21 protein-coding genes and 1 pseudogene are annotated in these 22,159 nt (G+C 60.7%); 15 read left to right on the plus strand and 7 right to left on the minus strand.

Annotated elements, in window-relative coordinates; all coding sequences use genetic code 11:
- Window positions 1–29 precede the first annotated feature (29 nt).
- Entirely contained in the window at window positions 30–881 is an 852-nt protein-coding gene (locus tag ACEPAJ_RS00865) for a putative selenate ABC transporter substrate-binding protein (protein WP_425912963.1), read from the minus strand.
- Between the two features lie 225 nt (window positions 882–1,106).
- Between ACEPAJ_RS00865 and selD the strand changes: the two genes are divergently transcribed.
- Entirely contained in the window at window positions 1,107–2,141 is a 1,035-nt protein-coding gene (selD, locus tag ACEPAJ_RS00870) for a selenide, water dikinase SelD (RefSeq protein WP_425912965.1), read from the plus strand.
- On the plus strand, window positions 2,141–3,241 hold the full coding sequence (gene mnmH, locus ACEPAJ_RS00875) for a tRNA 2-selenouridine(34) synthase MnmH (RefSeq protein WP_425912966.1): 1,101 nt from the start codon (window positions 2,141–2,143) through the stop codon (window positions 3,239–3,241). Before selD ends, mnmH begins: the two co-directional genes overlap by 1 nt.
- A 118-nt stretch (window positions 3,242–3,359) precedes the next feature.
- Here the strand turns inward: mnmH and ACEPAJ_RS00880 are convergent, their stop codons facing one another.
- Entirely contained in the window at window positions 3,360–3,980 is a 621-nt protein-coding gene (locus ACEPAJ_RS00880) for a glutathione S-transferase family protein (RefSeq protein ID WP_425912968.1), read from the minus strand.
- A gap of 338 nt (window positions 3,981–4,318) precedes the next feature.
- Between ACEPAJ_RS00880 and ACEPAJ_RS00885 the strand changes: the two genes are divergently transcribed.
- The 9 genes from ACEPAJ_RS00885 (at window position 4,319) to ACEPAJ_RS00925 (ending at window position 12,949) form a co-directional block, all read left to right on the plus strand.
- Complete coding sequence (locus ACEPAJ_RS00885) at window positions 4,319–4,912, plus strand: TetR/AcrR family transcriptional regulator (RefSeq protein WP_425912969.1); 594 nt, start codon at window positions 4,319–4,321, stop codon at window positions 4,910–4,912.
- A 112-nt stretch (window positions 4,913–5,024) separates the two neighbouring features.
- Window positions 5,025–6,059, plus strand: a complete 1,035-nt coding sequence (locus ACEPAJ_RS00890) for an NADP-dependent oxidoreductase (protein WP_425912970.1) — start codon at window positions 5,025–5,027, stop codon at window positions 6,057–6,059.
- A gap of 99 nt (window positions 6,060–6,158) precedes the next feature.
- Window positions 6,159–6,419 (plus strand): hypothetical protein, encoded by a 261-nt coding sequence (locus ACEPAJ_RS00895; protein WP_425912971.1) that lies wholly within the window; start codon window positions 6,159–6,161, stop codon window positions 6,417–6,419.
- 99 nt (window positions 6,420–6,518) lie between these two features.
- Window positions 6,519–6,980: a (2Fe-2S)-binding protein gene (locus tag ACEPAJ_RS00900; RefSeq protein ID WP_274086292.1), complete on the plus strand. Its 462-nt coding sequence runs from the start codon at window positions 6,519–6,521 to the stop codon at window positions 6,978–6,980.
- Between the two features lies 1 nt (window position 6,981).
- Window positions 6,982–9,174, plus strand: a complete 2,193-nt coding sequence (locus ACEPAJ_RS00905; protein ID WP_425912973.1) for a molybdopterin cofactor-binding domain-containing protein — start codon at window positions 6,982–6,984, stop codon at window positions 9,172–9,174.
- Window positions 9,175–9,184: 10 nt separating this feature from the next.
- Complete coding sequence (locus tag ACEPAJ_RS00910) at window positions 9,185–10,405, plus strand: c-type cytochrome (protein ID WP_425912975.1); 1,221 nt, start codon at window positions 9,185–9,187, stop codon at window positions 10,403–10,405.
- A gap of 13 nt (window positions 10,406–10,418) precedes the next feature.
- Window positions 10,419–11,618 carry an XdhC family protein gene (locus ACEPAJ_RS00915; protein ID WP_425912977.1) on the plus strand — a complete coding sequence of 400 codons (1,200 nt, stop codon included), beginning with the start codon at window positions 10,419–10,421 and terminating at the stop codon, window positions 11,616–11,618.
- Window positions 11,619–11,645: 27 nt separating this feature from the next.
- The gene (locus ACEPAJ_RS00920; protein ID WP_425912978.1) at window positions 11,646–11,984 is read left to right on the plus strand and encodes a putative quinol monooxygenase; all 339 of its coding nucleotides are present in this window, start codon (window positions 11,646–11,648) and stop codon (window positions 11,982–11,984) included.
- Entirely contained in the window at window positions 11,981–12,949 is a 969-nt protein-coding gene (locus tag ACEPAJ_RS00925) for a GTP 3',8-cyclase MoaA (protein WP_425912979.1), read from the plus strand. The genes ACEPAJ_RS00920 and ACEPAJ_RS00925 overlap by 4 nt, the downstream gene beginning before the upstream one ends.
- On the opposite strand, the gene ACEPAJ_RS00930 is transcribed toward ACEPAJ_RS00925, so the two are convergent.
- From ACEPAJ_RS00930 to ACEPAJ_RS00945, 4 genes are all read right to left on the minus strand, one after another.
- Window positions 12,927–13,526 (minus strand): nucleotidyltransferase family protein, encoded by a 600-nt coding sequence (locus tag ACEPAJ_RS00930; protein ID WP_425912981.1) that lies wholly within the window; start codon window positions 13,524–13,526, stop codon window positions 12,927–12,929. The genes ACEPAJ_RS00925 and ACEPAJ_RS00930 overlap by 23 nt on opposite strands.
- 238 nt (window positions 13,527–13,764) lie before the next feature.
- The gene (locus tag ACEPAJ_RS00935; protein ID WP_425912983.1) at window positions 13,765–14,889 is read right to left on the minus strand and encodes an alkene reductase; all 1,125 of its coding nucleotides are present in this window, start codon (window positions 14,887–14,889) and stop codon (window positions 13,765–13,767) included.
- A gap of 90 nt (window positions 14,890–14,979) precedes the next feature.
- Entirely contained in the window at window positions 14,980–15,657 is a 678-nt protein-coding gene (locus ACEPAJ_RS00940) for a type 1 glutamine amidotransferase domain-containing protein (RefSeq protein WP_425912985.1), read from the minus strand.
- 82 nt (window positions 15,658–15,739) lie between these two features.
- The gene (locus tag ACEPAJ_RS00945) at window positions 15,740–16,897 is read right to left on the minus strand and encodes an iron-containing alcohol dehydrogenase (protein WP_425912986.1); all 1,158 of its coding nucleotides are present in this window, start codon (window positions 16,895–16,897) and stop codon (window positions 15,740–15,742) included.
- 409 nt (window positions 16,898–17,306) lie between these two features.
- Between ACEPAJ_RS00945 and istA the strand changes: the two genes are divergently transcribed.
- Together istA and istB are read left to right on the plus strand one after the other, a co-directional pair.
- The gene (gene istA, locus ACEPAJ_RS00950) at window positions 17,307–18,806 is read left to right on the plus strand and encodes an IS21 family transposase (protein ID WP_425913531.1); all 1,500 of its coding nucleotides are present in this window, start codon (window positions 17,307–17,309) and stop codon (window positions 18,804–18,806) included.
- A complete protein-coding gene (gene istB / locus ACEPAJ_RS00955) occupies window positions 18,799–19,602 on the plus strand; it encodes an IS21-like element ISPst3 family helper ATPase IstB (RefSeq protein ID WP_003459721.1) in 804 nt (267 codons plus the stop codon). Before istA ends, istB begins: the two co-directional genes overlap by 8 nt.
- Before the next feature lie 195 nt (window positions 19,603–19,797).
- Here istB and ACEPAJ_RS00960 read toward each other — a convergent pair.
- A pseudogene (locus tag ACEPAJ_RS00960) lies at window positions 19,798–20,019 on the minus strand (Arm DNA-binding domain-containing protein); the annotation flags it as partial.
- 514 nt (window positions 20,020–20,533) lie between these two features.
- Between ACEPAJ_RS00960 and ACEPAJ_RS00965 the strand changes: the two are divergent.
- Window positions 20,534–21,859 (plus strand): type II toxin-antitoxin system HipA family toxin, encoded by a 1,326-nt coding sequence (locus tag ACEPAJ_RS00965; RefSeq protein WP_425912989.1) that lies wholly within the window; start codon window positions 20,534–20,536, stop codon window positions 21,857–21,859.
- On the plus strand, window positions 21,859–22,125 hold the full coding sequence (locus tag ACEPAJ_RS00970; protein WP_274086280.1) for a helix-turn-helix domain-containing protein: 267 nt from the start codon (window positions 21,859–21,861) through the stop codon (window positions 22,123–22,125). Before ACEPAJ_RS00965 ends, ACEPAJ_RS00970 begins: the two co-directional genes overlap by 1 nt.
- Window positions 22,126–22,159 lie beyond the last annotated feature (34 nt).

Genomic DNA, 22,159 nt, shown 5'->3' on the forward strand with positions numbered 1-22,159 from the left:
GCTGAGACTGGCGCCGCAAAGGCGCAGGGTCATTTCAGCAGGTCAGCGGCGCGGGCAGCGTCCTCGATGCCTTGGTAGTTCTCAGGCTTGGTTTCGATAAAACGGCTGGCGGCCTGCAGGTCGAGGATTGCCTTGTGCGCCGGGTTAGCCGGGTCGAGGGCAAGGAACGCCGCTTTGATCTTCTCAACCAGTGCGGGGTCGAGGTTGCCGCGTACGGTCCAGTTGTAGTCGAAGTAGCTCGGGGTGGTGGCGAAGACCCTGACCTTGCTGGTGTCGACTTTGCCGCTGGCGACCAGTTTGTCCCACACGCTGGCATTCAGCACGCCGCCATCGACCTTGCCGGCCTGAACCCAGGCAGCGGTGGCGTCATGTGCGCCGGAGTAGCCGATACGGCTGAAATAGCTTTCCGGCTTGATGCCGTCTTGCAGCATGAAATAACGCGGCATCAGGCTGCCGGAGGTCGAGGACACCGAACCAAAGGCGAAGGTTTTGCCCTTGAGGTCGGCTAACGAATTCACATTGGCGTCAGCGGTGATGAACTTGCTGGTGAACTGGGCATCCTGTTCGCGCTGCACCAGCGGGATCGCGTTGCCGGTTTTCAGGTGGACTTGGACGAAGGTGAAGCCGCCCAGCCAGGCCATGTCGAGGCGGTCGGTGGCCAGCGCTTCAACCACCGCGGGGTAGTCGGCCACCGGAGTGAACTCGACTTTCATGCCCAGCTGCTGTTCCAGGTAGGCGCCCAGCGGCTTGAATTTGCGCAGCAGCTCGGTCGGTGCTTCGTCTGGGATGGCGCTGACGCGCAGGGTTTCTGCAGCGTGGGTCAGGCTAGCGGACAGACACAGGGCAGCACAGGCGGCGAATGCCAGGGTACGTTTGAACATGAAGATTCTCCGGTTCAATAGCGGAAAAGGTTCTAAGTAACAGGTCAGCGGTTCGGCTGGCTGCGTGTCGTCAGGTAATCGACGTGGCGCGATTATAGGGAGCGCTGCGCTAAAGGCCAGCATTGCCGGCAGGCCGTTGGAAAACTACCTGGGTTTGCAATCCTGTGTTTCCGCCGGCCTGCTAGAATCCGCGGCTTGTTTTCTGATTTGCCGAGAGCCTGACCGATGAGCGAGCCGATCCGCCTGACCCAGTACAGCCATGGAGCCGGTTGCGGCTGCAAGATTTCCCCCAAGGTGCTGGACGTGATCCTGGCCGGGAGCGGCGCGCAAAACCTGGATCCCAAGTTGTGGGTGGGCAACGCCTCGCGCGACGATGCGGCGGTGTATGCCCTGGATGATGAGCGCGGCGTGGTTTCAACCACCGACTTCTTTATGCCGATTGTCGATGACGCCTACGACTTCGGCCGCATTGCCGCCACCAACGCCATCAGCGACATCTACGCCATGGGCGGTGACCCGCTGATGGCCATCGCCATCCTCGGCTGGCCGGTCAACCTGTTGCCGCCGGAAGTGGCCCGTGAAGTGATTCGCGGCGGCCGCGCAGTCTGTGATGAGGCCGGTATTCCCCTGGCCGGTGGCCATTCCATAGACGCCCCGGAGCCCATCTTCGGCCTGGCGGTAACTGGCGTGGTGAGCAAGCGCCACATGAAGCGTAACGACACCGCCACGCTCGGTTGCCGGCTGTACCTGAGCAAGCCGCTGGGTATCGGCATCCTCACCACCGCCGAGAAGAAAGCCAAGCTGCGCGCCGAAGACGTTGGCCTGGCGCGTGACTGGATGTGCACCCTGAACAAGCCCGGTAGCCGTTTCGGCAAGCTCGCCGGCGTCACCGCGATGACCGATGTCACCGGTTTCGGCCTGCTCGGTCACCTGGTGGAGATGGCCGATGGTGCCAACCTTACCGCGCAGCTTGATTACGCTGCCGTGCCGCGTCTGCCGGGCGTTGACTATTACCTGGGCGAGGGCTGCGTGCCCGGCGGCACCCTGCGTAACTATGAGAGTTACGGCGAGAAGATCGCGCCGATCTCCGAGGCGCAGCGCAACCTGTTGTGCGACCCACAAACCAGCGGCGGCCTGTTGGTGGCAGTTAATGCCGAGGGCGAGGCTGAGTTCCTGGCCGTGGCGGCCGAGCTGGGCTTGCACCTGGCGCCAATAGGTCAGTTGGTTGCGCGACAGACTTACGCGGTAGAGGTGCTCTGATGCGTGACAACAGCAGCGACTACCGCGACATCTTTCTTAATGATCGGCCGCTGATGGATGCCCGGGCGCCGGTGGAATTCCTCAAGGGGGCTTTCCCTGGCGTACTCAACCTGCCGCTGATGAACGACATCGAGCGGCAAAAGGTTGGCACCTGCTACAAGCAGCACGGCCAAGACGCGGCCATCGAGCTGGGTCATCAGCTGGTTGGCGGTCAGGTCAAGGCTGAGCGGGTCGAGGCCTGGGCGGCTTTCGCCAAGGCCAACCCGAACGGTTATCTGTACTGCTTCCGGGGTGGCCTGCGCTCGCAGATCACCCAGCAGTGGCTCAAGGAAGCCGGTATCGACTACCCGCGCGTTATCGGCGGCTACAAAGCCATGCGCACGTTCTTGCTGGAGACCACCCTGCATGCGGTAGCAGAGTGCAATTTTGTGGTGGTGGGCGGCATGACCGGCACCGGCAAGACCGAAGTCATCAGCGCGCTGACCAACAGCATCGACCTGGAAGGCCACGCCAACCATCGCGGCTCCAGTTTCGGCAAACGGGCCACTGTCCAGCCGGGGCAGATCGATTTTGAGAACCGTCTGGCCATCGACATCCTCAAGCAGCGCGCCGCCGGTACTCAGCAATTTGTACTGGAAGATGAGAGCCGTCTGGTGGGCACCTGCTCGCTGCCGCTGGAGCTATACCAAGGCATGCAGGAATACCCGCTGGTGTGGCTGGAGGACAGCTTCGAAGGCCGTGTCGAGCGCATCCTCGGTGATTATGTGATCGACCTGTGCGCTGAGTTTATCCGTGTGCATGGCATCGAGGATGGCTTCCGCTTGTTCGCCGAGCGCCTGCTGCAAAGTCTGAGCAATATCCAGAAACGCCTGGGCGGCGAGCGCTATCAGCGGCTGCTGGCGATCATGCAGGCGGCCTTAGATGAGCAACACCGCAGCGGCGCGGTTGATCTGCACCGTGGCTGGATCGACGGGATGCTGGTTGAGTATTACGACCCCATGTATGCCTTCCAGCGCGAGAGCAAAGGTGCTCGCATTGAGTTTGCGGGCGATCAAGCGGCGGTCATCGACTACCTGAAGACGCGCCAGGCAAATGCCTAAACCGAGGAAGGCCTGAGCCTAGGCGCTAGGCTCAGGTACTGGAACGCTGGGTGAGCGGCAAGCGCCGGCTGAAGTCGACTGGCAATGAATGGCGGCTTAAGGCCGTCGTTGCCGGGGCTCAGTTCTGCTCTTTGGCTAGGGCGCGTTGGTAGCTGCTGATGCTTTCCAAGTTTTGGATATAGCGTTCGATGTGCGGGAAGGCCTGTGCGCCTTTTAGGTTATTCAGTGCGCCCTGCACGACGAAGCCCAGCATAAAGTCCGCGCCGGTCAGGCGCTCTTCTACTAGGAAATTCCTGCCCGCAAGGTGGTTGTTGATATGGGTAAACACCTTGTTGAATTCTGTCTCCGTGTAGCTGTTTAGAAACTTCAGGTCGGTGCCTGACTGGGTTTCATACTGATTAAATATTTTCAGTAGAAAAGGCAGCATGGCGGAGCTTTCTGCGAAGTGAATCCACGTCAGGTAATCAATGTATGCCGCTGAACCTTCATCCGGTGCGAGGTGAGGCGCCAAGCGCTTAATCAGCACTTCCACCATCGCGCCAGACTCGGCAATAACCTGCCCGTCTAATTCAATCACCGGCGATTTGCCGAGCGGATGAATGGCCTTTAGCGAGGCGGGGGCCAAGTGGGTTTGCTCATCGCGCGTGTACTTGATGAGCTCATACGGCTCGCCGATTTCCTCCAGTAGCCAGAGGATGCGGATTGAGCGCGAAGCATTAAGGTGGTGAAGTTTGATCATCGGTTTAGCTCCGTTGGGGCGCACCGAGCAGTTATGCGCGGTGGTGATTGCGGGATAGCTGGCCTGGTGTGAGAAGCATGCTACTCGCCAGCTAGTCAACCGGTCTACTATCTATGGTCGCGCGCTAAGGCCGGCCCAGTGCCGCTAATTTGGTTTCTGGTTGGGGCTTTCAGTGCGGCGTTTTGCGCAGGAGTTGGCCTAGCGCTCTAGCGCTGGAGAGCGGCCTTCAGGCTTTTGTCGTTGCGGGCTGAGCTGGGTAGAGCCGGAGGAGTATTGGTATAGTGGTGCATTAATATTGTAACTAGACGACTGGTCTAATTTATTGGTAACCTGCCCCGATGAAGCAAAACTACGATGATACGCGCCAGCATTTACTCGATACCGGCCACCGGATGATGGTGGTGAAGGGTTTTACGGGTGTGGGCCTTAACGAGATTTTGCAGGCCGCCAGCGTGCCGAAAGGCTCGTTCTACCATTACTTCAAATCCAAAGAGCAGTTCGGCCAGTCCTTGCTAGAGGATTACTTTCGCAATTATTTGGCGAACATGGACGAGCGCTTTGCCGTCACGGGTAACACAGCCCGCGAACGGCTCATGGGCTACTGGCAGAAGTGGCTGGACAGCTACTGTGCGCCCTGTGAAGAGCAGAAGTGCCTGGTGGTGAAGTTGAGCGCCGAGGTGGCGGATCTTTCTGAGTCCATGCGCCTGACGCTGCGCGATGGTGCAGATGAAATCATTGCGCGAATTTCAGAATGTATTGAGCAGGGCCAACAAGACGGTTCCCTGCCGCCAGGCGATGCTTACCGCACGGCGACGGCCCTTTATCAGCTGTGGCTCGGCGCCAGCCTGCTGAGCAAGCTGCACCGTAATAGCCGGTCGCTGGAAAACGCCATGGCCACGACCCAGGCCATGCTGGCCTCTGACAAGGCCTGATGACCAGATTGCCCACCCTGCAGGTGGGCATTTTTTATCGGTTTGATAGCCGACTGGTCTAATTTTTCGCATCGAGACAACCCCTTCTTCAATACCCGCCAGGAGTTTGCACATGCCCCAGTCAAAGCTAATCAATCGGCGCGTTGTTCTGGCCTCGCGCCCGCACGGTGCGCCTGTCGAGGCGAACTTCCGCATTGAGCAAAGCCCCATTCCTGAGCCTGCAGAGGGGCAGGTGCTGCTGCGTACCGTTTACCTGTCGCTCGACCCTTACATGCGCGGGCGCATGAGTGATGCGCCGTCCTATGCGCCGCCGGTGGACGTTGGCGGGGTGATGGTGGGTGGCACCGTAGGCCGCGTGCTGGTCTCAAAAAATCCTGCGTTTAAAGAGGGTGACTGGGTGCTGTCCTTTGCGGGCTGGCAGGACTATGCGTTGTCCGATGGCAGTGACCTGACCGCGCTGGGCGAGTCACCGGCACATCCCTCTTATGCCCTGGGTATCTTTGGTATGCCAGGCTTTACCGCGTATATGGGCTTGCTCGATATTGGCCGGCCGCAGGCGGGCGAAACCTTGGTGGTAGCGGCGGCTACCGGGCCAGTCGGCGCGACTGTCGGGCAGATCGGCAAGATCAAGGGCTGCCATGTGGTCGGTGTCGCCGGCGGCGCAGAAAAGTGCCGGTATGCCGTCGAGGTGCTGGGTTTTGATGCCTGCCTCGATCACCGTGCGCCGGACTTCGCCGAGCAACTGACCAAGGCCTGCCCGGCGGGTATCGATATTTACTTCGAGAATGTCGGCGGCAAGGTCTTTGAAGCGGTGCTGCCGCTGCTCAATACCAAGGCGCGGGTGCCGGTCTGCGGTATCGTCGCGCACTACAACGACACCGCCCCACCCAGCGGGCCAGACCGCTTGCCTGCCCTGATGGGGGCGATTCTGCGCAAACGCATCACGGTTCAAGGTTTTATTATTTTTGATGATTACGCCCACCGCTATGCCGAATTCTTCAACGAGATGTCGAATTGGTTTGCGCAGGGGCGGATTAAATACCGTGAAGAACAGGTGAGTGGTTTGGAAGAAGCGCCTAAGGCGTTTATCGGGCTGCTCGAGGGTCGTAATTTTGGCAAGTTGGTGGTTCGCGTCGGTGACGACTGATTGTCAGGCGTTGGAGTAACCACGGTTCGTGCTCTGCCAGCTCAAGCTCCTTGCTGGCAGGGCTTTTTGTTTAGAAAACCCAGGCCATTAGGCGCAGTGATGGCGGCAGAGATTCTTATGGGCACACGCAGTAAGCGATCGCATCAAGTAAACGCCGCTCTGTGGCGTATTTTGGTCGGCTGTCTGGGGTTATACCCTACGCTCTTACTGGTGCTGAGTTTTCTGGCGCCGCTGACCCGCGATCTGAGTTTTCCGCTAATGGTCTTGGTGGAGGTGGTGGTTTTGGTGCCTTTCACTCAGCTCATCTCCTTTCCGCTGGCCGGATGGCTGGTTGCCCGTTTAAGGCAGATTAATCAATGAGTGCGTGAGGCGGTTTCAGTCAGCGTCACGCGCCGAAAAAACATGACCCAAGCGATAACCCAGGTTGTCGGCATCACACTATTAAGCAGAGGGAAAAACATGCAAACGTTAATCATCAACGGACAGTCGCAGCAGGTTGACGTTGCCGCAGATATGCCTCTGCTATGGGTCCTGCGCGATGTGCTAGGCCTGACCGGGACCAAGTATGGCTGCGGCATTGCCCAGTGCGGCGTGTGCACCGTGCACCTCGACGGCCAGCCTATCCGGTCGTGCGTGACGCCGATTTCCGCTGTGGCGGGGCGCTCGATCACCACCATTGAGGCCATCGGCGAGACGGCCGTGGGCCAAGCCGTGCAGCAGGCCTGGCTGGCGCACGAGGTGGTGCAGTGCGGTTACTGCCAATCAGGGCAGATCATGGCCGCCACGGCGCTGCTGCAGAGCCAGCCGAAGCCCGATGATCAGGCCATTGATGCCGCCATGGCGGGCAATCTGTGCCGCTGCGCCACCTACACCCGGATTCGCTCGGCCATTCATAGTGTTGGCCAGGTTGAGGAGGCGTAAGATGAAAAAGCCTAACGAAACGACTGTTGATATGTCCCGTCGCCGCCTCTTGCAGGGCAGCGGCATCGCCCTCGGCGGCTTGGTGTTGAGCACCTGGCTACCGCCGCTGGTGGCCAAGAGTGCCGCCGCCGATGCGGCGGCTGCAGGCCGATTGGGTGATCGTTCTGCTGAAGGCTTCGGAGCCTTTGTGCGAGTGGGCCCCGATGGCGTGGTCACGGTGATCTCGCCGAAGATTGAAATGGGTCAGGGCGCGCAAACCGGTATTGCCATGATGGTCGCCGAGGAGCTGGAAGTGCCCCTGGATCAGGTGGTGATCCAGGAGGCGCCACCTAACTCGGCGCTGTATACCGACACCCTGCTGCAGTTTCAGGCCACCGGTGGCTCGACCTCTACCCGTTACACCTGGGAGCCGCTGCGTCGGGCGGGCGCTACGGCGCGCATCCTGTTGATCCAGGCGGCTGCTTTGCAGTGGCGCGTCGCGCCGAGCCTGTGCCATGCGCAGGACGGCCAGGTGTTTGGCCCCAATGGCCTGCAGGCGGCCTATGGCGACCTGGTCGAGGCGGCTGCGACGCTGCCATTGCCCGACGCGGTGCCGCTGAAAACCCCCGAGCAGTTCAAGTTGCTGGGCACCCCCGCGCAGCGCCTGGACACCCCGGCGAAGGTCAACGGCAAGGCGCGCTTTACCATCGACCTGCAAATCCCCGGCATGCTGGTGGCCTCCAGCATCACCTGCCCGGTACATGGCGGGCGGCTGCTCTCGGTGGATGACAGTCAGGCGCGTCGGGTGCCTGGGGTGCGCGACATTGTGCGTCTGGACAATGCCGTGGCCGTCACCGCGAGTAACTTCTGGGCCTGTCAGCAGGCCATCAAAGCGCTGAAGATTGAGTGGGACTTGGGGCCGCATGCCGCTATCGGCTCCAAGCAGTTGGACCAAGAGCTGCTCGCTGCCAGTAGCCGTGATGGCGTGGTCGCCAAGCGTACCGGCGACATTGAACAAGCCAAGCAGCAATCGGCCAGCCAGTTCGAGGCGGTTTACGAGCAGGCGCTGTTGTCGCATTCGCCGCTTGAGCCCATGAGCTGTGTGGCCCACGTGCGTAAAGATGCTTGCGAACTGTGGGTCGGCACCCAGGTGCCGGTCTTCGCTCAGCAAACAGCCGCGCAAATCACCGGGTTGCCCGTGGAGAAAATCCAGGTGCACAACCAGCTGATCGGCGGCGCATTTGGTCGGCGTCTGGAGTTCGACTTCATCACCCAGGCGGTTGCCATCGCGCGGCAGGTCGATTACCCGATCAAACTGATCTGGAGCCGTGAAGAGGACATGACCCACGACCTCTACCGGCCGCTGTACGCCGACCGTATGCAGGCTGCGCTCGACGCGCAGGGGCGTCCGCTGGGCTGGGAACACCGCATTGCTGGCGCTTCGATTCTCGCCCGCTATGCCGGCAGCTTGCCGGCCAACGGCGTGGATGCCGATGCGGTGGAAGTCTCAGTGGACCCCATCTACAGCCTGCCGCATTTGCAGGTGCGCTATATCCGCCAGGAGCCGAACGTTGTACCCGTGTCCTGGTGGCGTGGCGTGGGCCCGCTGCGCGGCACCTATGCGTTGGAATGTTTTATTGATGAGCTGGCGCACAACGCCAAGGCCGACCCGGTGGCCTACCGCCTGGAACTGATGGCAGACCAGCCACGTGCCCAGGCGGTGCTGCGCCTGCTGGCCGAGAAGTGTGACTGGAGCCAGCCGTTGCCAGCAGGGCAGGGCCGTGGTGTGGCGGTCAGTGCGGTGTTCGGCAGCTATGTGGCGACCCTGGTTGAACTGGAGATGCAGGGCGACTTGGGCCTGCGCATCAAGCGTCTGGTCAGTGTGGTGGATTGCGGTTTTGCGACTAACCCGACTTCGGTTAAGGCGCAGATGGAGGGCGGTACCTTGTTCGGCCTGTCCGCCTCGTTGTTCAACGAAATCCTGATCGACAACGGCCAGGTGCAGCAAACCAACTTCCACAACTATCGACAGCTGCGCATCAGCGAAGCCCCGGCGGTGGAGGTGCACCTGCTGCCTAGCCTGGAAGCACCGGGTGGCGTGGGGGAGGCCGGTACTGCATTGATCGGCCCGGCTCTGGTGAATGCCTTGTACGCGGCATCGGGTCAACGCATCCGTCGCCTGCCGCTGAGCCGTTTTGGCTACTACCCGGTTTAAGGAGTACCTGATGAAATTAATAAGCAATCTACTGACGCTCGCCAGCGCTGCTTTGCTGGCGCAAGCGGCCTATGCGCAAGATGACCCGCTGGCTAAGGGCGAATACCTCACGCGCGCCGCCAACTGTGTGGCATGCCATACCGTGCCCGGCGGTCAACCCTTCGCCGGTGGCGTTGAGTTCAAGCTGCCGTTCGGCTCGTTGTTCTCGTCCAACATCACCCCGGACGTGCAAACCGGTATCGGCGCGTGGACCGATGACGAGTTCGTCAGCGCGCTGCAAACCGGCGTGGGCCGTGATGGCAAACACTACTACCCGGCGTTTCCCTATACCTCCTACAGCAAGATGTCGCGCGATGACATCCTCGCCATCAAGGGCTACCTGGTCAGCCTAGAACCTGTCGAACAGGCACCGCGGGAAAACCACATCAGCTTCCCGTTCAACCAACGCTGGGGCATGGCGGTGTGGAATTGGCTGTTCCTCGATGACGAGCAGTTTCAGGCGGACAGCCAGCACTCAGACGAGTGGAATCGCGGTAAATACCTGGTAGAAGGGCCGGGCCACTGCGGCGAGTGCCATTCACCACGCAACCTGTTTCAGGCAGCCAGCAGCGATCGTTCGTTGGCCGGTAACGTGCTTCAGGGCTGGAATGCCTACAACATCAGCGCCGACCCTGTGCACGGCATTGGTGCCTGGCCCACGGACGTGCTTGCTGGTTATTTGAAGGATGGCGCCGCGCCAGGCTTGGGCTTGTCCTCGGGGCCGATGGCGCAGGTGGTGGAGAACAGCTTGCGACATTTGACCGATGCAGACCGTCAGGCGATTGCCGTGTTCCTCAAAGACTCAGCGCCGCGCAGTGAAGGAGTGCCTCGCCCGCAGCAGCTCACGCTTGCTGAGCAGGGCAGCGGCAATGCACTTGGCAACAAACTGTTCGCCGACGCCTGCGCCAGTTGTCACCGTTGGGACGGCACCGGGACCCAGAGCCAAACGGCCATGCTGCTGGGCCTGAAGACGGTCAACGATCCGGCCGCCAGCAACTTACTGGGCATTCTGTTGAGTGGCCATGGTGCCGCCGACACCCCCGTGGATCGGCGTATGCCGTCGTTTGGCACCATTTACACCGATCAAGAGTTGGCCGCGCTGAGCAGTTTTATCCTGCAGCGCTTTGGCGACAGTGGCGCGCAGGTTGCGGTGTCGGCCGTGGTCAAGCGCCGGACCGAGTCCTTGCATTGAGCGGAGGTGCCGCATGTCGGGCCTGAACACATTGCTGGATGCGCTCCTGACCGAGCGTGAGGTTGGCCGTGAAGCGGTGCTGGCGACGGTGGTCAAGGTCGAAGGCTCGGCGTATCGGCGTCCCGGTGCGCGCATGCTGGTGTCGCGCTTCGGCCGACCCGAGGGCACCATCAGTGGTGGCTGCCTGGAGGCGGAAGTGGCGAAGAAGGCCTGGTGGCTGACCGAGGCTGGGCCGGCGTTGCGCAGCTACAGCACCGCCGAGGCGGATGAGGCCAGCGAGGAAGCGCTGAGCTTCGGTCTGGGCTGCAACGGCAAGGTTCATGTGCTGTTCGAACGCCTGCCGGCCAGCGGCCCCTGCGCCTTGGTCGATGCCTTGTGCGGCGTGCGTGACAGCCAGCAGCCGGCGGCCATCGCTACGGTCATCGCCAGCCCGGGCGCGGCTGCGCCACGTTTGGGCGCGCGCTTGTTCTTGCTGCCTGGTCAGGATGCCGAGGGCGAGTTGCTGGGCTCGGCGCTGGCTGAGCAGATCTGTGCAGACCTGCAACAGACGTTGCTGCGCGGCAAGTCATCCCGCTGTCTCTATCCCCATGGTGCGGACGAGGTGGAGGTGCTTCTGGAATACCTGCCGCCTGTGCGACGGCTGGTGATATTCGGTGCGGGCCATGATGCCCAGCCGGTGGTGCGCATGGCCAAGCTGTTGGGCTGGCACGTGACGGTGATCGACGGCCGGGCGCACTTTGCCCGCGCCGAGCGTTTTGCCGAGGCTGACCAGGTGCTGGTCGGCGACGTCGAGCAGCCTTTCGCTTATCACGAGCTGGTGCGCGGGGCCGCGGTCGCGGTGATGACCCACAGCCTGGTGCAAGACGCGCATTGGCTGCAGGGCGTTTTGCACAGCGCACCCTGCTATGTCGGCCAGTTAGGCCCGCGCGAGCGCACCGAGCGCCTGTTGGCCGGTATTCACGCGCAGCAGGGCGACCTGCCGGGGCTGGCGAATTTGCATTATCCGATTGGCCTGGACCTGGGTGGCGACACCCCGGAAAGCGTGGCCATGGCGGTGCTGGCGGAAATTCAGGCGGTGCTCAACGGCCGCAATGGCGGCAGCCTGCGTTTGCGCGCCGCGAGCATCCATGACAGCGACCCGCTGCGCATCGCTGGCCTGGAGCAAACCGCTGTTGCCGCAGAGGCTTTTCGGCAGCTTGCCGTGCAGCGCTGACAACGATCAACCAAGGAATCCATCTGCATGAATCACCCCATACGTGTTGTTGCGGTGCTCACCGCCAAGGCCGGCAAAGAGCAGCAGGTCGAGCAGGTTCTGCGTGCCTGCGTGCAACCCTCGCGCGCCGAAGATGGTTGCCTGTCTTACGTCCTCAATCGGTGCATTGAACAGGCTGGGCGGTTTGTCTTCGTCGAGCGCTGGGCCAGCCACGAGGCGATAGCGCTTCATCGGCAGATGCCGCATTACACGGCCATGGCCAAAGCCCTTGGCGAGTTGCTGAGCGATCGTCAGGTTTATGTGCTGGAAGCGCTGGCAGAAGATGGTGAATCAGCCGTTGGCTCCGATGCGGATATGGCTGGGTGATCGTTGATCGACAGGGTCGGCGTTTCCGTAAACTTCGCCTGAGCCTCACCGCCGCCTGCAATTACGCCTGCACCTACTGTGTGGCCGATGGCCGTCGCTTGGTGGCCGCGCGTGATGAGCTGACGGCTGCATCGATGCTGCGCGCCGTCGAGCTGCTCAGAGATGTCGCCGGTATCGATGCGCTGCGCATTACCGGCGGTGAGCCGCTGCTGAGTGACCGGCTGGAGCCTTTTCTGCAGGGCATCGGCGCATTGGCGTTGCCGGACATCAGCCTGACCACCAATGGCCAGTTGCTGGCCGACAAACTGCCGTTGCTGCGCAGTGCGGGCATCCAGCGTCTCAATGTGTCCCTGGACACGCTTGACCCGCAGGCCTTTCGCAAGATCGCCAAAGGGGGCGACCTGCAGACGGTGCTCAACGGCATCGAGCAGGCGCGCCGAGCTGGCATGAGCATCAAGATCAACATGGTGCCGATGCGTGGCAGCAACCTCGACCAGGTTATGCCGATGCTGGCGTTCTGCCTGGAGCAGGGCTACGAATTGCGTTTTATCGAACTGATGCGCATGGGCCATCTGGCGCAGCATGCAGAGGCTTTTCGCGCCCAGTTCGTCGGTCAGCGCGAGCTGCTGGCGCTGATCGGCGAGCGTTATGCCTTCACCCAGGCCGAGGCCGCGCTAGACGCTACCGCGCTGCGTTATAGCGTGGGCGAGCGTGGGGCGTTCGGCATTATCGCCAACGAAAGCGCGCCCTTTTGCCGCAGCTGCAGCCGTCTGCGGTTGTCGTCTACGGGCTGGTTATACGGATGCCTGTCATCCAATCGCGGGCACTTTATGGGCGAGCTATTGGATCTGCCGAGTGAACAGGCGCAGCCGCAGCTGGCAGGCTTGCTCAGTCGCGCGCTGGCGGATAAACAAGACACCACCTTTACTGGCAGCGCCCTGATTATGAAATCGGTGGGGGGTTAAGATCTGCGGGCGTGTCGACGTCGCGCAGAATGCCGCTGTCAGTAAGCGTCACGGCAATCACCTGTTGCGCATGGGTGGCGATCAAGCCCTTGGCCCCATTCTCGCCTTGTAGTTGCATCAGCTGCGGCCAAAAGCGCCGACCGAATAACACCGGGTGGCCGCGCTGGCCCTCGCAGTAAGCCACGACGATATGTTCAGCGTCGGCCTGCACTCGCAGTTGCTGCAGGGTCGCGACAGAAATCCACGGCATATCCCCGAGCAGCACCGCCACCGCAGTGGCCTGCGTGTTTGCCAGGCTCTGGATACCGGCGGCCAGGCTTGAGCCCATGCCCTGTTTGGCGTGGGCCGCCCGCACCAGCTCAACGCCGGGGGGAATAGCCAAGGCCTGCGCATCATCCTCAGCCTTTAACACGACCCGAACATCGCTGAAGGCTTCTTGCGCGCGCAACACCGTCGCGCGCAGCAAGCTGTTGCCGTCTGCCAGCTGAGCGCGGCGTTTGTCGCTGCCGAAGCGTTGCCCGGCGCCAGCGGCGAGTACCAGGCCGATACACGACGGCGTGCTGTGCAATTCGCTCATATGAGAAATCCTTAATGCTCTGCCGGGTTGTTTCTCCGCGCAGCGCTTGAGTATGGACGTGTAGGCAGGGCTTGGGCAGCGCTCAGGCATGTGGCTGCGAATGAGGGATTATCCAGGCGCGACATGGCCGCGTCTGTCATTTCGTGTTAGCCGAATGCGCCAGCCCGTTAGCTGCCGCATGTTCGGCCCGCGAGAATACGGCCGCCAGCGTTAAGCCGCGACGGCCGCTGGTGCAGATTTACTCGGCGTAGGTGGGGTAGTCGCTATAACCCTTTTCCGTGCCGCCATACATGCTGGCAGGGTCGACCGGGTTGAGCGGCCAGCCATTGGCAATGCGCTGCGGCAAATCCGGGTTGGCAATAAACGGCCGGCCAAAGGCGATCAAATCGCCGAGCCCCGCTTCCAGGGTCTGCGTCCCGCGCTCTGTGGTGTAACGGCCGGCGTAAATGATGCGGCCGCTGAACGCCTGGCGCACCTCGCGGCGGAAATCCTCGGGGAGCGCTGGGGCATTGTCCCAGTCGGCTTCGGCGATCGACAGGTAGGCGATGCCTGCCTCTTCGAGCACTTTGATGGCCTCGATGTAGGTGCTGTGCGGGTCTTCTTCAACCAGGCCCAGGTAAACCCGGTCTTCTACCGTGCTTTCAAACAACGGCGCGAAGCGCACGCCTAAGCGGTCGGCACCAACAACCTCGGCTACGGCTTGGACAATCTCGCGCAGGAAACGCAAACGGTTGTGCAGCGAACCGCCATATTCGTCGTCGCGCTGGTTGCTGTGCGCGGAGATGAACTGATTGACCAAATAGCCGTTGGCGCAGTGGATCTCCACACCATCAAAGCCTGCGCTTAAGGCATTGCGCGCGGCCTGTGCGTACAGCTGCACCAGTTCTTTGACTTCGGCATTGCTAAGGGCGCGTGGCACTGAGGGCTCGGCCAGGGCGCCGGCACCTGGGCCGGTTTCAATAAATACTTTGACGTTGGTTGCAGCAATCGCCGACGGCGCTACCGGCGCTGCGCCATCGGGCTGCAGCGAGGTGTGCGACACCCGACCGACATGCCAGAGCTGAGCGAAAATGATGCTGCCGGCGGCATGCACGGCGTCGGTGACGTTGCGCCAGCCGTCGATTTGCGCCTGGCTGTGAATGCCGGGCGTCCAGGCATAGCCCTGGCCGCGGGGTTCAATCTGCGTGCCTTCGGTGACCATAAAGCCCGCGCCGGCACGTTGCTGGTAATAGGTGGCCATCAGCGGGTTGGCGATGTTCCCCGGCTGGGTGCTGCGCGAGCGCGTCAGGGGCGGCAGGACGATGCGGTTATTGAGCACATAGGGGCCGAGTTGCACCGACTGAAAGAAGCGACTTGTATCCATTTTTACATTCCTGGTGATGCCCGCGGCCACCAGGCGGCCGCGGATGAAAAGTGCGCCGCTGCCAACGTTGGCAGAGGCGTGACGTCGGCCTTAGGCCAGCAGTTTGAGCAGCGCGTGGGCGGTGGCTTCGGATGAGGCCGGGTTCTGGCCGGTGATCAGCAGTCCGTCGGTGACGACATGCACCTGCCAGTCGGCGGTCTTGCTGTAATGGCCGCCTTGGGCCTTGAGCATGTCCTCGACCAGGAACGGCACCACCTGAGTCAGGCCCACAGCCTCCTCCTCGCTGTTGCTGAAGCCGGTGACCGCTTTGCCAGCGACCAATGGCTGGCCATCGCTGCCCTTGACGTGGCGCAGCACCGCAGGCGCATGGCAAACCGCGGCGACCGGCTTGCCGGCGGCGATAGCGCGCTCAATTAAGGCGATGGACGCGGCATCTTCGGCCAGGTCCCACAGCGGGCCATGGCCGCCGGGGTAGAACGCGGCATCAAACTCGGCGCTGTTCATGTCGCTGAGTTTTAGCGTGTTAGCCAACGCATGCGTGGCGACTGAATCGGCCTCGAAACGGCGGGTGGCGTCGGTCTGGAAGTCAGGCTCATTGCTCTTGGGGTCAAGCGGTGGCTGGCCGCCGTTGGGCGATGCCAGGGTCAGTTGCGCGCCAGCGTCGATAAAGGCGTAGTAAGGCGCGGCCAGCTCTTCGAGCCAGAAACCGGTCTTCTCACCCGTGTCGCCAAGTTGCTCGTGGGAAGTCAAAACGAGGAGGATTTTCATGTGGTTTACCTTGCGGTTAAAAGGGGTTGTGGCTGTTTGTGCATGTGCCGCTAGCGTGGGTGTGTAGCGCTAGCGGCGCGGCTTAGAGGCTCGCTTCAAGCACCCGGCGGCTGACGTCTAAGCTGACGTCGCTGTGTTCGCCGAGGGCGGTTAGGCGGTGGGTGGCGAGCTGGTTGATCAGCGCATCGATGGCGTCAGCACCAAGCTGGTAGGCCGATAAGCGCGTCGGCAGGCCCAGGCTCTCGAAGAACGTCCGGGTCTGTTGTAGGGCGGCATCAATCCGCTGCTCTTCGTCCCCTTGGCTGATCTGCCAAACCCGCTCGGCGTATTGCAGCAGCTTGGCGCGCTTGGTCTCACGGCGAACTTCCAGGTTTGCGGGGAGCACGATGGCCAGCGTGCGTGCGTGATCGATGCCGTGTAGTGCGGTCAGCTCATGGCCGATCATGTGGGTTGACCAGTCCTGCGGCACGCCCGCGCCGATCAGCCCATTGAGCGCCAAGGTGGCTGTCCACATCAGGTTGGCGCGGGTGCTGTAGTCCGCGGATTCCTCCAGCATCAGCGGACCGATTTCGATCAGTGTTTGCAGCAGCCCTTCGGCGAAGCGGTCTTGCACGCGGGCATCGATGGGGTAGGTCAGGTACTGCTCCATAACATGCACGAACGCATCGACCACGCCGTTTGCCAGCTGGCGAACGGGGAGGGTCTGGGTTTTGGTCGGGTCGAGAATCGAAAACTGCGGGAACACATGAACGCTGCGAAACGGCAGCTTGGCTTGTGTCGCCCGGCGCGTGACCACGCCACTGTTGTTCATTTCCGAGCCGGTGGCGGGCAGCGTCAGCACGCTGCCGAAGGGCAGTGCGTGGCGGATCTTGGCACCGCGGGTTTCGAGGATGTCCCAGGCATCGCCGGCATAGCCAACTGCGGCAGCCACAAACTTGGTGCCATCAATCACCGAGCCGCCGCCCACCGCGAGCAGGAAGTCCACGCGTTGCTCGCGAACCAGCGCCACGGCTTGCATCAATGTTTCATAGCTGGGGTTCGGCTCGATACCGCCGAACGCCAGGACGTGCCGGGCGCCAAGCGCTTCGCGTACGTGTGCCAGGGTGCCGGTTTTTTCGGCACTCTGGCCGCCGTAAAGCAGCAATACGCGCGCCTCAACCGGCACTAAATCATCCAGACGGCCGATGGTGTCGCGGCCAAAGACAATGCGGGTAGGGTTGTAAAAATCGAAGTTGAACATGTTTTTATCCTTAATAGACCAGTCGTCTATTTTCGATGCGAAGTCTCACGCGGGATTGCCGTGAGCGCTTGGCGCAATGTGTGTGGCGTTCGATGTGCAGTGCGCTGTGGCGTGCTAGGAGTTTTGCGCTATGGGCCTTTATGCCATGGTTTGCTAGGCCAGATGCTGGTCTGAGTTCACCTGTGGCCTGCAATATATTTCAAAATAGACCAGTCGTCTACATTGCTGCCAGGTTTCTTCATCACCCGCTCGCTCTCAGGATTCGTCAGGCGGTTGAGCCAGGTGGGGGGTGTATGTTGCCGCTGACCGAAAACTGACCCAGTAGAGGCTGTTCTGCCGACTGAAAACTGACCCAGGTGTTCAACTGCTTCTGCTCAATTTTTGAGCAGGAGAACACAGGGTGATCAGTATGGAAATGATGGGCAAAATCCGCCGGATGTATTTCCGCGACAAGCTGTCGCTGCATGAGATAGCCAAGCGCACCGGGTTGGCGCGCAACACGATTCGCAAGTGGGTCAGAGCACCTGAGGCCAAGCCGCCGGTCTACCAACGCCGCGCGATCTTCAACAAACTCAGCCCTTTTCACGCCACGCTGGAGCAGGCGCTAAAAGCCGATTCGCTGCGGCCCAAGCAACAGCGGCGCAGTGCCAAGGCGCTGTTGGCGCAAATCAAAGCCGAAGGTTATGACGGTGGCTACAGCCAGCTCACCGCGTTTATCCGTGCCTGGCGAGGGGGACAGGGCAAGGCGTCGCAGGCCTTTGTGCCGCTGACCTTTGCTCTTGGCGAGGCGTTTCAGTTTGACTGGAGCGAGGAAGGCTTGCTGGTCGGCGGCATTTACCGGCGTATGCAGGTGGCACATCTGAAGCTGTGTGCCAGCCGTGCGTTCTGGCTTGTGGCGTATCCGAGCCAGGGCCATGAGATGTTATTTGACGCCCATACACGCTCGTTCGGCTCCTTGGGCGGCGTGCCGCGCCGGGGCATCTACGACAACATGAAGACGGCCGTCGACAAGGTCAATAAGGGCAAAGGCCGGACGGTGAATGCGCGCTTTGCGGTGATGTGCGCGCATTACCTGTTCGATCCGGACTTCTGCAACGTCGCCGCTGGTTGGGAAAAGGGCATCGTTGAAAAGAACGTGCAAGACAGCCGTAGGCGCATCTGGCTAGACGCCCAGGACTGTCATTTTCACTCCTTCGAGGAACTCAATGCCTGGCTGGGCCAGCGCTGCCGCGCGCTTTGGAACGAGCTGACGCACCCTCAATACAGCGGGCTGAGTGTGGCCGAAGTGCTGGAGTTGGAGCGCGCTGAACTGATGCCTGTGCCAGCGCCATTCGACGGTTACGTCGAGCGGCCTGCGCGGGTCTCCAGCACCTGCCCGGTCAGCGTCGGGCGCAACCGCTACTCGGTGCCGTGTGAGTACGCGGGTAAGTGGGTCAGCAGCCGTTTGTATCCGACGCGAATCGAGGTGGTGGCTGACGACGCGCTGATCGCCAGCCATGTCCGCTTGCTGGATCGCGACCAGGTCAGCTATGACTGGCAGCACTACCTCCCGCTGATCGAACGCAAGCCCGGTGCGCTGCGCAACGGCGCGCCCTTTGCTGATCTGCCGGCGCCGCTGCGTCAGCTTAAGCACGGTCTGGGGCGTCATGCCGGCGGTGACCGGATCATGGCGCAAGTCCTGGCTGCCGTACCGGTCGCCGGACTCGATGCCGTGCTGGTAGCCGTTGAGCTGGTACTGGAGAGCGGCAGCCTGAGCGCCGAACACATCCTCAATGTCGTGGCACGGCTGACAGCATCCGAACCACCACCCAGCGTCGAAACCCACTTGTCGCTCAAGGAAGCCCCCGTCGCTAACACGGCGCGCTACGACCGCCTACGTGGCCAGGCCGAGGAGGTCGGTCATGCGTGATTTGATGGCGGAACTCAAGGAGCTGCGCCTGCACGGCATGGCCACGGCCTGGGCGGAGTTAACTGCACAGGGTGAGTCGAACACAGCCTCGTCCAAGTGGCTGCTCGAACACCTGCTGGAACAAGAGCACACAGATCGCGCCATGCGCTCGGTGAGCCACCAGATGAACATGGCCAAGCTGCCGATGCACCGCGATCTGGCCGGCTTCGACTTCAGCGCCTCCAGCGCCGACGCTCGCTTGATCAGCGAGCTGGCCAATCTGAGCTTTACCGACACCGCGCAGAACGTGGTGCTGATCGGTGGGCCAGGCACCGGTAAAACCCACCTAGCCACCGCGCTGGCCGTGTCCGGCATCACCCGGCACGGTAAGCGCGTGCGCTTCTACTCCACGGTCGATCTGGTCAATCTGCTGGAGCGCGAAAAACACGACGGCAAAGCCGGGCGGATCGCCCAGGCACTGCTGCGCATGGATCTGGTCATCCTCGACGAACTGGGTTATCTGCCGTTCAGCCAGGCTGGCGGTGCGTTGCTGTTTCACCTGCTGTCCAAGCTGTACGAACACACCAGCGTGGTGATCACCACCAACCTGAGCTTCGCCGAATGGTCGAGCGTGTTCGGCGACGCCAAGATGACCACCGCCCTGCTGGATCGGCTGACCCACCACTGCCACATCGTCGAAACCGGTAACGAGTCCTATCGACTGCAACACAGTAGCTTGGCGGCCCAGGCCAAGATCAAATCACGGGAGCGAAAGCGTAAGGGCGGCCAAGAACCGGAGGACGATGAGCCGTTCTGATTTCATGGCGACGACGGCCTGCTACATGGCTGCATGTGGCAGGTCTTAAACAACTGAACTGGGCTAGCGAAGGAGTGGGGGCAACAGCAGCTGCGCTGGTAGACTTATCCACAGTTGCTGGTAACAAAATCAGCAATCCGCCCTGGGTCAAATTTCAATCGGCAGGGTGGGTCAATTTTCCATCAGCGCCAACACACCAGTGAGCTGATGTTCACCTTTGCCATAGCCACCGAGCCCCAGCCATGACCATTGGCCACCCGGCTTTTTGTAGCGCAGTTGCCATGACTTCGAGCCGTCTGGCTTCACGCGAAGGTATAGGCCGTCGCCATCGAGTTCGCGGTATTCCTTGGCGTCTGCCTCCAGGCTAGCCAGCACGGTGTCAGCCATTGGGCGCTTCTTGATTTCACTGCGCTTCATCCTTGTATCCCTCTGGTTCACCTTTTCGCAAAGGATACACACGGGGATACATGAAGGGCAATGCTATGGGTATGCATGTGGATGCGTGTAGAAACAAGAAGCCCCGCACTAGGCGGGGCTTCTAAGGGTGTTTCCAGTCATGTGGGAACATGTGGAAACTTGCATTTGGTGGAACCGGGGGGATTTGAATCCTAAACCTCTTACCCCTGCTCAAATCAACGGTTTCAGGCTAGTTGCCTGTCGCCAGTGATTTGTTGGAATTCTTACAGTCACGGCCCTGAGTATAGAAACCTTGAGCTCTTCGTCAAGAGGCATGTAGCGAATCCAAATTGCGGGTTCAAATCCTCACAGGGGAGTTGAACCCGCGCGATGTCTAGGTAAGTGCCTGTCGAGCACCGGATTTCTATGGGTATTAAAGTGCCCTTTTTGATTGTTTTAAAGCCTTTATAGGCATTTAATTGCCTTTTTGTTGCGGCTTAGCTAAGGTTTAGTCATTAAATTGCCGGTGATTACTATGCACAAGCTCACTCTACAAATCTATGCGGGTGGCGAATGGCAGGACGCCATGGGGATTGGTTTTGAGCAGCCTGACCTAGGGTTGGATGGTCCTTGTACATATGGGTACGAGCAGGGCTATCTAGTGGGCGCCCTCGACTCGATTAGCACTCGTCTGAATGGCGCGGTCAGTGCCACGTTACCTTTGGGCTGGGACTCTTGGCGGAGTAAGCAGGCTCCGGCCTTTCTCTTCGATATCTTGCCTGCCGGAGCGGCTAGACGCTTTTTGCTGAAGCGCTTGAGTGGTGAGCGCCCGGAGGGGATGAGCCTGGATTTGTTTCTATTGGGGCGCTGTACGCCAGCTCCCATTGGAAATTTGCGCATCAAGGAGTCGGCAAGCGCAATCGCAGGCAGTCCTATGTTGGGTTTTACGCGAGACGAAGTGGTCAGCCGCGACTCACGCTTTTTGGAGTATGCCTATGAGCAGGGCGCTGCCATTGGTGGAGCTACCGGAGCAGGCGGTGAGGCGCCAAAGCTACTGTTGGCAGAAGACCGCCATGGCGCATTGCATCCCGACGCCGTATTGCCCGATGCAGATGCTGTCCAGCACTGGTTTGTGAAGTTCGCACGCAACAAAGCCAGTCAGACCGATCAGGATATCCTCCGCAGCGAGTACTGCTTCTATCGGGCGGTTCGGCAGTTGGGGCTCGATACCGTTGCGGCTGAGGGGTTGGCTTTGGAGGAGGGGAAAAAACCCAGTTTGTGGATGCATCGCTTTGATCGTGGGGTTGGTCTTGCCGGCGTTAATCGTGTCGCTGTTGAGTCGATGTATTCACTGTCGGGCGTAGTCGAAGCTGGCAGCTATATGTCGCATTCGGATGTGCTACGAAACTTAGTCGCGTTATGGCAAAGCGTTGGGCAGGCCGAACAGGTGGGTGATTTGGTATTCGAGTACATGCAGCGTGATCTACTGAATCAGATTCTTGGCAACTCAGACAATCATGGTCGAAACACCTCAATCCTTCGAACTGAGCAAGGCGTGAGCCTGGCTCCACTCTATGATCTGGCTCCCATGGTCATGGATGATGAAGGCGTAACGCGTACAACAAAATGGCCAAAGCAGATTGAGATGGCAGGTCAGGTCGACTGGAAAGCTGCCTGCGATGAAGCGGCTGAGTGGATCGCGCCTGATGAGCTATTTCAGCGGCTAAGGATCGCAGCACAAAATTTCCTGGCTTTGCCTGACTTGCTGAGTGCCGACGGACTGCCCGCGGCTGCAATGAATCATCCGCGCATAGCGTTGCGAGATCTGCCTCAGCGGCTCAAAAACTGGGGGCTTATCTAATGGACATTCTTGAGCGAAATCGGATTCTTACCGAGCTACAGGAGCAGCTGGCTTCTGGCGAAATCACTATCGGCGAGGCAGTTAGGCGTTTACGCAAGGACGTGACGGGGTTGCAACAGGCTCGGTTCGCGCAGATGTGTAAGCTGTCCCTGCGGGCCTTGCGCCAGCTAGAGCATGATGAAAGCAACCCGACTGTTCAGACCTTGAATAGCGTGTTTAATCCGTTCGGTATGCAGGTTGGCATCGTGCCCAGAAACTCACGCTGAACGTTGGGTGGCTGCTTAAATTAAGTCTCACCAT

It is taken from the genome of Pseudomonas sp. GWSMS-1 (assembly GCF_049847425.1).
Classification (GTDB): Bacteria; Pseudomonadota; Gammaproteobacteria; order Pseudomonadales; family Pseudomonadaceae; genus Aquipseudomonas.